Source organism: Fulvivirga sp. (assembly GCF_040218215.1).
GTDB lineage: Bacteria > Bacteroidota > Bacteroidia > Cytophagales > Cyclobacteriaceae > Fulvivirga.
In genome coordinates this window covers 44,400-56,705 of record NZ_JAVJQL010000019.1, presented here as the reverse complement: position 1 = coordinate 56,705, position 12,306 = coordinate 44,400, and the positions used below count along the sequence as shown (strand labels likewise).

Genomic DNA, 12,306 nt, shown 5'->3' with positions numbered 1-12,306 from the left:
ATCCTGGGACTCTAACACCCTGGCTTTAAAATACCTGACATGTTTTCCGGCTTTACCAGTCACCGGATCTTCCAAAGGGGTTGATTCGGCCAGCACTAAGACATTCTGCTTGCCAACAGCTCCCCTTCCCCTAATCCCTTTCTGTTTTTCTACCTCTGAGGCCTCTATTGTGAAATAACCTTCGTCCAGTTCTATCATTCCTTCAAGGGTGTATCTGGCATCCCTGTTCCCCATGGCCTTTCGGAGCTTATGCACCATGCTCCACACAGGTTCATATCGCCTTAAGCTCAACTGGCGTTGCATTTCCTTTGCTGAAAAACCCTTTTTGGTAACACTCATAGCTCTATCTGCTCTTTATCCATTAGTGTTCATCACAAGTGCAATTGGCACGTGTATATCTATTTTATCCCTTTCTGCTTTGACGTGGTTTCTACAGGCTTCTTCACTTTGAAAATGTGCTGAAAATGAAAATATATTCATGGGTGTCTGGTTTTTAATACAAAATAAACAATTATGGGTAACTACGGATATTCAAAAAAAACTTAATAACATACTTTGATATTTCTCTTTTTTTGATTTTAATTACATTCCCTATTCATAAAAATCCATTTATTAAATCCTAATTAAGTGTAGTACTTTCTCTTAGGTATGGTGTATCTGCACCGGATTTATTCTAAAAATTTAGAATAAGAGTAGTACCCTATTGTTTGAATCCTTAAGTGGCCTGATCTGGTGTGGGATGGTTTCCTCTTCAGTTCTTTTACTAGTTATTTAGTAATCAGGCTCAAATAATATCCTTAAAATTCTCTTTTTATGGTCCAACGATCTTTAGATAATCAAATAGGAAAATCTTTCTGGCATGTGATTTTTGTAAGGCAACATTATGAAAGAAGAATTAGCGAAAAACTCACCAAGATGGGAATTGAAAATATACTTCCGCAAACCAAAGTAATGCGAGAGTATAAAAGCCAACGTAGAAGGGTGCTGGTGCCCTTGTTCCCAGGCTATTTGTTTTTGAAAGTAGTACCGGGAAAACGACATCATGTAACTTTCTTGAATGGTGTATATCGATTTTTGAGAGTGGGAGACGAATACGAACAGGTGAGTGAAACAGAAATTGATAATCTCAAGATTCTTGCTCGTGATGCCAGCCATCAAATTACTAAGGAGGATTATTTAAAAAAGGGAACCGGTGTCGAAGTTATTGATGGGCCTTTGTATGGAATCAGCGGATTTGTGTCCGGATGTAACGGAGGGCGAATACTGGTTACCGTCAATGCAATTAGAACATCAATTTCAATTTCGGTTCCCAAGAAGTATCTAAAAGTTAAAGAAAGGGAAATGGCCCTAGCTGTTCGCTAACTTTAATTTCAATTCTTTTACTAAATGGTAGTATCTACTCTTGCTGATCTCATTCAGATCAGAGGTAAATTTTCAGAGAAAGGGATTCGTTTTATAAATGGCTCCAATAATGTTGATTACCTATCATATAAGGATTTGTATGAAGCGTCATTATTCAAACTATATACCCTTCAGTCCTCTGGTATTACACCCGGTGACGAAGTGGTTTTTCAAGTTGAGGATAACAAAAAATTTCTCATTCTTTTTTGGGCTTGCATTTTAGGAGGAATTATACCCGTTCCACTGGCTGTTGGAAACAATGATGAGCATAAACTGAAACTTTTCAATGTTTGGGAAAAGTTGAATAATCCATATTTGGTATGTCAACGAAATTACCTTTCGAAATTAGCTGATTTTGCTCTATTAGCATCTAAAGAAAGAAGCTATTTTTCCATGTGCAATAAACTTGTCGTATGGGAAGAAGAGTCCTCCTCGCATCAAGAAGGCAAAATATATCTGAGCAGGCCTCAGGATCTCGCATTTATTCAATTTTCATCAGGCTCTACCGGAAGGCCTAAGGGTATCATGCTCACTCATGCCAACCTAATTTGTAATATTGAGGCGATTAGTAAGGCAGCTTTATATTCTCCATCAGATTCTACCTTAAGTTGGATGCCGCTCACTCATGATATGGGTCTTATTGGCTTTCATATCAATCCACTTTTTTCTGAAATGGATCAGATTTTGATGCCTACTACTTTATTTGTGAGGAATCCTTCACTTTGGCTTGTAAATGCAAGTGAGTTTGGTGTTTCCATTTTATGTTCGCCAAATTTTGGCTATCGATACTATCTGAGATATTTCAACTCAAAAGTATCTCTAGACCTCAAAAAAGTTAGAATTATTTATAATGGAGCAGAACCCATTTCCGTTCAATTGGCTTCTGAGTTTTTGGAGAAATTGTCAGGTTTTGACCTTAAACCACAGGCGATGTGCCCTGTCTATGGGTTAGCAGAGGCTAGTCTTGCGGTATCAATATCTTCATTGGAAGCTACTATTTGTGATGCAACATTGAAAAGAGACTCAATGCTGATTGGGAATAGGGTAGAAAGCGAGGAATCATCAGATGCAGTGAGGTGTGTAAATGTGGGAAGGGTAGTCGATGGCATTGAGGTCCAAATAACAGATGATCAAGGGTATCGCCTTGAGGATCTTACACTAGGGCATATTTGTATAAAAGGAGAGAGCGTAACTTCTGGATATTATAATGATCCTGGGCCTACAAACGAGATACTAACGGGAGAGGGGTGGTTGAAAACCGGGGATTTAGGATTTCTCAATAAAGAATGCCTTTATATAACAGGACGCCAAAAGGACATCATTTTTTCTAATGGGCAAAATTACTATTCGCACGATATCGAGAGAATCGCGGAGGAATTAGAAGAAATAGAGCTTAACAAAATAGTTATTGCTGGGTACTTTGACACTGAAAGTCAAACTGAAGAAATCTTAGGCTTCGTTCTGCACAGAGGAAAGTTGGAGCGGTTTGAAGCGATCTATGAAAAGCTATTGGCTCATGTAAATAGAAAAACGGGAATAGAACTGTCTGAAATAATCCCAGTAAATAATATTCCTCGAACTACTAGTGGCAAATTACAAAGGTTTAAGTTGGTTGAAGGGTATGTAAATCATGAATTTGACAGTAGAATTAAGGCATTTAAGCAACTAACTAGCAAAAATATTCCACCAATAGAGAGCTCACTTGATAAAATTGATGAGGTAACAGAGGTAATAATAAAGTCATGGAAGAAGTTGTTTAAGAAGGAAAACATTGTTGCCAATACCAATTTTTTTGAAATCGGAGGCAATTCATTAAAAGCGGCTGAGTTTCAGAATGAAATATATTTTAAATTTGGAGTGGATATCCCTTTGGATCAACTCTATGAACAACAAGTTATACCTGCAATTGCTCAATATATAAGAGGAGCACAAAAAAAAGACCCTCATAGCATTCCGAAGACTTCTTCAACAAAACACAAAGCCTCTCCTTATCAAAAAAGGCTTTACTATTTCTGGAAATTGAATACAACCTCTGTTGCTTACAATGTGCCGCTTGTGACTTCCTTGAATAAAGAAATTGATAAAACGAAATTGCTGAAGTGCATTGAGGTACTAGTACATAAGAATGATATACTTAGAGCTTCATTTTGTCTAATAGATGATGAGGTATACATTGATGTTGCAAATGATATCGCAATCGACTTTGAAGTAGTTCGACTACCAGGGGGAAAGCCAATCGATTTTATAAAACCTTTTGATCTAAGCAATCCTGGTTTGTTTAGAATAACACTACTTTACGACGATTCGGAGTTACCCTCGTTGATTTTTGATTTCCACCACATTATATGTGATGGTCTTTCTGCTTCAATATTCTTAAAGAACTTAACAAAACTATACTATGATCAAGAAACAGAATCTTCTGAGGCACAATATCTCGATTACTTAGTTTGGGAACATGAGCAAGAGTTTACTCAAAAATTTCAGAAACAGGCTGAATATTGGAAGAATATACTTTCCAAGAATAGACCAATACTTGAATTGCCAGCTGATTACCCACGGCCTAAGAACTTTATTTATGAAGGGCATAAAGTAAAGCTTTCAATTAATGAAAACCGCACAAACAAATTGCGAGAATTGGCCAAAATAAATGGCTGCTCTATGCATGTTCTAATGTTTTCAATATATTCTCTTTTAGTTTATAAGTATACGAGCCAAAGCAGATTCGTTATAGGGCTACCTGTGAGTGTTAGAAATCACCATGATATTAATGCTACTTTGGGCATGTTTGTAAACAATGTCCCCATCATTGTAACCATTAAGTCTGATCAGCCATTCAATGATTTTTTAACTGATTTGAATAAAACTGTTCGAAAAGCGATTGACAACAAACAATACCCATTCGATCAAATGGTAACTGATGTAGGTTCATCTAAGGATGCTTCAAGAAATCAGTTGTTTGATACGATGTTTGTTTATCAGAATATGGATTACCCTAGCAGCGAACATGAAGATGTATTGCTCGATTTGTTATCGGTTGATTCAGGAACCTCTAAATATGACCTCTCTCAAGAGATTTACGATTTTGGAGGAAAGCAGCTTCAAACAAGTTTCGAATATTGCAGTGCTCTTTTCAAAGAAGAAAGTATTGATAAACTTGTAGAAAGGTACAACCTTTTGCTGGACAGAGTCATTAAAAGACCAATTACTCCAATGGCCGATCTCTCCATTCAATCATCGGAAGAATACAATGATTTGATATTTAACTTTAATAATACGGAGACAAACTATGTTGGTTCGAGTGTGTTGGATTTGATTGGCTCAATCGTTCATTGCCACCCGGAGAGCCCGGCTATTAAGTGTAATGGGAAAGAAATAACTTATGGGGAGATGGAGATATTATCCGATACAGTGGCCTTTCATTTGCTAGATCTTGGTGTAACAGATGAAACTGTGGTGGCTATTGCATTAGAAAATTCCGTAGCACTGGTAATAAGTATCTTGGGAGTTTTGAAGGCTGGGGCTGCTTATCTTCCTATAGATGTGGGGCTTCCTCGAAAGCGAGTGAAATTTATGATCGATGCTGCTGCTGCAAGTCATATCATTTCAAATAGCGACACACTCGATAACATCATGCCAAAAGAAAGATTTGAGCCTTCCTGTGTCATTTCGTATGAGTCGATTTTTAGAAAACCTAAAAAAGGGAATGTAAATTTGCCACAAATTGATCCTCAACAACTGGCCTATGTTTTATATACTTCAGGGTCAACCGGAAGGCCAAAAGGAGTAAAAATTGCTCATTTTTCTCTTCATAATTACGTATCTTGGGGAGTAGGTCAATATACTAATGGTAGCGCCTGTTCCTTTCCCTTGATGACATCTATTGCCTTTGATCTTACTATTACATCGATCTTTGTCGCGTTGGCTTCAGGCGGTACTGTTGTTATCTATGAAAATGGTCTTGAAAACAAAAAATTAGAGCATGCCATTACCAATCCTGATATTGATGCAATAAAACTCACCCCTTCTCACTTGCGACTGCTTTTGACAATAGGAAATGAAATGCTGGAATGCATTAGTCTTAAGAGGATAATTGTCGGTGGTGAGGTGCTCACTCAGGCGTTAGCCAAAGAGGTGTACGACAAGCTGTCAGGACATGTTGATATCTACAATGAATATGGTCCTACCGAAGCTACGGTAGGTTGCATGATTCATAAATTCAACCCCAATGAAAATTTCGATACCGTTCCGATTGGTGTGCCTGTAGCCAATACAAAGGTTTATATAATGGACAAGCAGGGTGTTCAGGTACCCTCTGGTATTCTGGGAGAAATTTATATTTCGGGTGATGGAGTTGCATTAGGGTATATGAATGCAGAAAAACTTACGGACGAAAAATTCCCAATGATATCAAAGCTTGGCGATCAAAGAATGTATAGAACGGGTGATATGGCCATCCTACACTCTAATGGTGTAATGGAATATAAGGGTAGAATAGATAGTCAAATCAAACTCAACGGATATAGAATTGAGCCAAATGAAATAGTCCAATGCATAAACGATTATGAGGGTATAGCGAATGCCGCTGTGTTGAAAAGGAAGTTAGGAGAAACCGATGTGCTGGTGGCATTTTATCAGGCCCATAGCAATAGTTTGATCAGTGAAAATGAAGTGAAGAATTTCCTGAGCGACCGTTTACCCAATTACATGGTGCCGGCAAAAGTCCTTTCCTTGGAAACCATGCCTTTGACCTTGAGCGGTAAAGTAGATTGTAAAAGACTTGAATCAATTGATATTCAAATCCAAAGCAAGGGCCATGTGGAATTGAATACACTCCATAAACAGCTGATAAAAATCTGGCAAGAAGTATTTAGTCTCGAAGGCATTCATATTCAAGATGACTTCTTTGAAATTGGCGGAGATTCGATAATTGCTGTACAGCTTGTAGGAAAGTTAGCTGAGGTTGGATTAACAACGAAGGTTCAGGATATACTTACCTACCATACCATTGAACAGTTGGTAGAAAGTGGTAAGATAATGACCTCTGTTAAAAGGTACAGCCAAAAGAATCTTAAAGGGACCAAGATGCTCACACCTATTGAGAGGTGGTTTTTTGACAGAAAATTTGCTCAACCATCTTATTATACACAGTCCCTTTTGTTAGCAATTCATTCGAAGCTGGAACTAAAATACCTGAATAGGGCTCTTGAAGTAATTGTGAGCTATCATGACAGTTTCAGACTAAATTATGATGCCTCTGGAGACATTTTATTTTTTAGAGAGTCGATCTCGCCAGTGCTCAAGCAAATTGAGATAAAAGAAGACTTGAAGGAGCAGCTTAATGAGATGAAATCGAACTTCGATATTTCTAATGGCATATTATTGCAGGCAGCCATTTTGTATCAAAACAATAGTCAAAAATATCTCTTTATCACCGCTCATCACCTGGCGATTGATGGGCTCTCCTGGCAAATTTTGTTGAACGACCTTCTTTTGTCCTACCAGCAATTAGTGGCAGGAAAAGAAGCTCAGTTGCCATTGAAAACAATCGATCTGATTACCTGGGAAAAGGAAATGTCTCAAAGGATCGGATCGATCGAGTTCAAAAATTCGGCTTCATACTGGGACACTATTGCTGCAGATAGTCGTCAAATTCCACAAGACTATAGTGCAGATCAATTGCTCATGTCAGATATACAAAAAACAGGTTTTTACTTAACCAAAGAAGAGTCGGATCTACTGCTTTGGGGGGCACATAATATCTACTCATCTAATATGTTGGTTTTGATCAATGCTTTATTGATAAGAGCACTTCATTCATGGGTTGGTGGGGAGTCCTTTGTGGTAGTACAAGAAAGTCATGGTAGACATTTGGAAGAGCATGACACTTCAAGAACCACAGGCTGGTTTACTTTGATGTACCCTGTGAAACTCAAGTTCAAGGAAGGGGATTGGGATAGTCAAGTGAGCGCTACGAGCAAAGATCTAAATAAAGTGCCGTTTAACGGACTTCCATACTGGACAAAATATCTGTCACTAAAAGAAAAGCCTGTCCATGAAATTAGATTAAATTATCTAGGGATGTTTCAACTGCCTGAAAATGAATACTTTTCTATAAGTACTGAGGAGGTAGGTTTGGAAATTGCACCTGCCAATACCTTGACTGCAAAGATTGATATAAATGCTATAGTGATCAATGGAGAGTTTTCTCTTTCGATTAGTTACCCAGGCAATATTTATTCAAAACCTTCTATGGCTAATTTTGAAAGCATATTACGCCAATATTTTATAGAAATCATCGAAGCTATTGGCTCTAAGAAGCATAGTGTCACAGAAATTGATAGGTTCTCAGCGAATCTTGATAAAGAGGAGCTTGATCAACTCTTCTATTAGCTTTGGTTGCATACTAAGATCTTATTCTTCAATAGTAAAACTAATTTTAAACAATAAAGACATGGTTATAATCCCCAGCATTTTGGAGAAAGTGGGCAATACGCCTTTGGTTTCTATCAAGATGAAAGAGTTTGAAAACATTAATTTGTATACCAAGTTGGAAACCTACAACCCAACAGGGAGTGTAAAAGACCGAGCTGCTTCATATATCTTGAGAAAGCTGTTGAGTACGGATAAAATTAGCCAAAACACTACCATCATTGAATCCACATCTGGCAATTTTGGAGTTGCACTTTCTGCATATTGTAAATACTACGGGCTACCTTTTATTGCAGTAGTTGATCCGAACATTACCCTAATTAATGAAATGTTGATTGTTTCCAACGGAGCCGAAATAGTAAAAGTAGACCACCCGGATGAGTATGGAGGGTATCTTCTAAACAGGATTGAAAAAGTAAAAGAACTACAAAGCCAAATCCATGACTCCTATTGGGTCAATCAATACGAAAACCCGTTGAATGCAAATGCATATTATCAATCCTTAGGGAAAGAATTGTGCTTTCAGATTGAAGAAATAGATTACATCTTTATTGGAGTTAGTTCTGGAGGCACCATAACTGGTGTCTCTAGAAAGATCAAAGAAAATTTCCCCAATGCAAAGGTGGTAGCCGTAGATGTTGAGGGTTCTGTTATTTTTAAAGGCCAATCTCAAAAAAGATATATTCCAGGAATAGGATCGAGTATGAAGCCAAAAATTCTGAAAAGAGCAAAGATTGATGAAGTCATTATTACAGATGAAGTCTCTACCATAAACGCCTGCCTGGAATTATTAAGGAATTACAGTTTTTATGTGGGCGGTTCCTCGGGATCTGCATTTGCAGCAATAAAACAGTACTTCAAACAAAACAAACCTGACCGTCCCGTGAACGTGGTCACCATATTTCCTGATAGAGGAGAAAGATACTTTGATACTATTTATGATCCTAAATGGGTTGAGCGTATAAAGGATATAAAGGATATCAGAAGCCTGGAAAAAGAAAACACAATAATCTATTAATACAGTTTATCATCAATCTTCAAAAATGCTAATACAAGACGAACAGAACATTAGAAAAATAGGAATTGACTGGATTAAAACAGTTTCCATGATCCAAGAGGCAGTAAATTGCCTTCATAATGAGGACTTTGCACAACCCATAAAACCCTACTTAAGATACGGAGATCCGAAGAATAGAATTATTGCAATGCCGGCATTTGTAGGGGGAGAAATAAATATGGCAGGTATTAAATGGATATCGAGTTTCCCTGAAAACATTAAAAAAGGTATCCCAAGAGCACATAGTGTAATGATTTTAAATGAAGCAGAGACGGGTAAGCCATTGGGTATTATAAACACAGCCTTATTAAGTATAATAAGAACGGCCTCAGTAAGTGGGTTAGTAGTAAAACACTTTGCCAAGGTTAGGAAACTGTCAGGTATTAAGGTAGGCATTACAGGTTTTGGCCCCATTGGGAGGCATCATGCAGATATGATGTTAGCCCTTTTTGGTGATATGATCAGTAAAGTATATGTGTATGATATAAGAGGTGTAGATGATAAACACGTCAACCATGATAAAATAGAAGTAGTTGATAAATGGCAAGATGCATATTGTCCTGCAGATATATTCATAACATGTACTGTGGCAGACCAGCCTTATATCGACCTTAAACCAGCCGAAGGTTCATTGCACTTGAATATATCATTAAGAGATTATAAGGCGGAAACGTATGAGTGGTTTAAAGACCGGATCATTGTTGATGATTGGGAGGAGGTGTGTAGAGAAAACACTGATATAGAGCGGTTTCATATAGTTAAAGGGTTGGAAAAATCGGCTGTATTCTCGATCACTGACGTAGTCATTAATAGTTGCTTTGCGGGTTTTGAAGATCAGCAACCCATAATGTTTAACCCCATGGGAATGGCAATCTTCGATGTTGCAATCGCCTCATATTATCACATCGAAGAACGCTCCAGAGAAGTAGCACCAGTGAATTAATACAGTTGTGGAAAAAATCATTTTGTTTATATTTATATTGTAAGTCCATAAGTCACTATATTAACTAAAGATTTTCACCTTATTACAAAAACCAAAAACAACATGCTAAAACATAACATCGCCATTATCTTAAGAACTTTTGTGAAGTATAAGGCGGCCTTTGTAATAAATTTGATTGGTCTATCCACAGGCTTAACCTGTAGCCTTCTGATCTACCTTTGGATACAAGATGAAATGAGCTTTGACAAATTTCATGAATTTGATTCTCGTCTTTATCAGGTAATGACCTCTGATCGGGAAAACGATGCCATTGAGGTTACAGAATACACTCCCGGGCCACTGGCAAATACGCTGAAAAACGAACTTCCTGAAGTGGAGTATGCAACCTCAGTATTAAAAACCAATTTGGTCGGTAACCCGGTACTGATGGTGAAAGACCTTAAATTCAAAACTGACGGGTTATATGCAACTTCTGATTTCTTCAAGACATTTAGTTTTGATCTCATCTCTGGAGACCCTGAAAAGGCACTCGAAAATAAAAATGCTATTGCAATATCTTCAAGTATGGCTTCCAAGCTTTTTGGTGATAAACAAGATGTAATGGGCGAAATGGTAGAAGTGGAAAATGTGGGTTCTTTTATGGTGACAGGTGTGTTCGAAGATATTCCCGCCAATTCTTCTTTACAATTCGAGTATATTATTCCCATGGCTGCTTATGAAGAGATTGAATCATGGGTTAAATCCTGGGGTAATAATGGACCTAGCACTTACGTGGTACTGCAAGAAGGTGCACAAATTGATAACTTCAATGACAAAATAGTCGGCTATGTAAAAAAGAATGTTTCGGCTACAGATCAAGAGTTATTTGCAACAAAATTTTCAAGCGCTCACCTTTACGGGAAGTATGAGAATGGGGTGCAGTCAGGAGGTAGAATTGAGTATATTCAGTTATTTGCAATTATAGCGATCAGCATTTTGCTAATTGCTAGCATCAATTTTATAAACCTATCGACTTCCAAAGCTTCACGAAGAATGAAGGAAATAGGCATAAAGAAAGCCTTGGGGTCCACGAGGAAAGCTCTAATATTCCAATACCTTGGTGAATCAATTCTCATGTGTCTTATTTCACTAGCGGTCAGCTTAATTATCGTTTGGTTATTACTGCCACAATTTAATCAGATAACAAACAAACAACTCACACTTGAATTAGACATAAATTTGATCCTAGTTTCATTATCAATAGCAATCGTCATTGGGCTGCTGGCGGGAAGCTATCCTGCATTATACCTCTCCAAAATACGCACTACTTTAGCGCTAAAAGGTAAACTGATTGGCTCAATCAATGAAATGTTGATGCGCAAAGGGCTGGTGATTTTTCAGTTTGTGATATCAATAGTATTTATAATCACAGTAGTGGTGGTTTATCAGCAGGTTAAAATGGTTCAAACCAAAGACCTTGGATATGATAAAGATAATGTAATCTATTTTGATATGGAAGGCAACGTAGACCGTCAGACCTTAAGCACATTTCTGGAAGAATTGAAATCTGTTCAGGGTGTTGTGGGTGCCTCAAGTGCTGAAAATATCATAATAGGTAGGAAAAGTTCTACCAGTGGAGTATCATGGAAAGGAAAACTTGAGGATACAGAAGGTAATTTTGAGTATCATACAATTAACTATGGTTTCATAGAATTGCTAGGGATAGAAATCGACCAGGGAAGATCTTTTTCTGAAGATTATGGTACAGATCAATCTGGTTTGATTCTCAATCAGTCTGCTATAGAGCTCATGGGATTGAAAGATCCCATTGGACAAACTGTTGAGCTATGGGGCAAGCCTTTTGAAATTATAGGTATAGTGAAAGACTTTCATTTCGAGTCGCTTCATCACGAGGTAAATCCCCTGATTTTTAGATTTAGACCAAAAGATAGTAAGATCATTGTAGCAAGAATTAGGGATGGCTACGAAAAGGAAACGTTGGCCAGAATGAAGGACTTTTATGAAGACTTCAATGATGGATATTCATTTAAGTTCAAGTTCATGGATGAAGGTTACCAGGCACAATATACTGGAGAGCAAACAGTAGCATCACTTTCCAAATATTTTACTGGCTTGGCCATTCTTATTTCTTGTCTGGGGTTATTCGGGCTGGCATCGTTTACTCTTGAAAAAAGGAAAAAGGAAATTGGCGTTCGAAAGGTATTAGGGTCTACCGATTTCCAAATAATATATATGCTGGTATATGATTTTTTAAAAATGGTACTGATAGCGATCGTGGTTGGAATCCCAATTGGATATTACCTTTCCGGGTCCTGGCTGGATGGATTTGCATATAAAATCGAGTTGAAATGGTGGATCTTTGCTCTGGCAGCTATTTGCGCTATCTTCATAGCTTTACTCACTGTCGGGTTGCAAGCATACAAAGCAGCAAAAGCGAAACCCACTAAATCATTAAAAGCAAATGAATAAAAGCTGT

General features: G+C 37.7%; 5 protein-coding genes and 1 pseudogene. 5 read left to right on the top strand and 1 reads right to left on the bottom strand.

Annotation, left to right across the window (positions count from 1 at the left end; all coding sequences use genetic code 11):
* Positions 1–480: pseudogene (locus RIB54_RS14515) on the bottom strand (IS1595 family transposase); the annotation flags it as partial.
* 333 nt (positions 481–813) lie between these two features.
* Here RIB54_RS14515 and RIB54_RS14510 point away from each other — a divergent pair.
* The 5 genes from RIB54_RS14510 (at position 814) to RIB54_RS14490 (ending at position 12,299) form a co-directional block, all read left to right on the top strand.
* A complete protein-coding gene (locus RIB54_RS14510; RefSeq protein ID WP_350101560.1) occupies positions 814–1,362 on the top strand; it encodes a transcription termination/antitermination NusG family protein in 549 nt (182 codons plus the stop codon).
* Positions 1,363–1,386: 24 nt separating this feature from the next.
* Positions 1,387–7,791 carry a non-ribosomal peptide synthetase gene (locus RIB54_RS14505; RefSeq protein ID WP_350101559.1) on the top strand — a complete coding sequence of 2,135 codons (6,405 nt, stop codon included), beginning with the start codon at positions 1,387–1,389 and terminating at the stop codon, positions 7,789–7,791.
* Between the two features lie 61 nt (positions 7,792–7,852).
* Positions 7,853–8,848, top strand: coding sequence for a 2,3-diaminopropionate biosynthesis protein SbnA (sbnA, locus tag RIB54_RS14500; protein ID WP_350101558.1), 996 nt, complete (start codon positions 7,853–7,855; stop codon positions 8,846–8,848).
* Between the two features lie 25 nt (positions 8,849–8,873).
* Positions 8,874–9,830, top strand: a complete 957-nt coding sequence (locus RIB54_RS14495) for a 2,3-diaminopropionate biosynthesis protein SbnB (RefSeq protein ID WP_350101557.1) — start codon at positions 8,874–8,876, stop codon at positions 9,828–9,830.
* 102 nt (positions 9,831–9,932) lie between these two features.
* The gene (locus RIB54_RS14490; protein WP_350101556.1) at positions 9,933–12,299 is read left to right on the top strand and encodes an ABC transporter permease; all 2,367 of its coding nucleotides are present in this window, start codon (positions 9,933–9,935) and stop codon (positions 12,297–12,299) included.
* Positions 12,300–12,306: the final 7 nt, after the last annotated feature.

Excerpts from the sequence above, each read along its gene's own strand:
- RIB54_RS14505 (WP_350101559.1), top strand. The coding sequence starts at position 1,387 with ATGGTAGTATCTACTCTTGCTGATCTCATTCAGATCAGAGGTAAATTT.
- sbnA (WP_350101558.1), top strand. The coding sequence starts at position 7,853 with ATGGTTATAATCCCCAGCATTTTGGAGAAAGTGGGCAATACGCCTTTG.
- RIB54_RS14495 (WP_350101557.1), top strand. The coding sequence starts at position 8,874 with ATGCTAATACAAGACGAACAGAACATTAGAAAAATAGGAATTGACTGG.
- RIB54_RS14490 (WP_350101556.1), top strand. The coding sequence starts at position 9,933 with ATGCTAAAACATAACATCGCCATTATCTTAAGAACTTTTGTGAAGTAT.
- RIB54_RS14510 (WP_350101560.1), top strand. The coding sequence starts at position 814 with ATGGTCCAACGATCTTTAGATAATCAAATAGGAAAATCTTTCTGGCAT.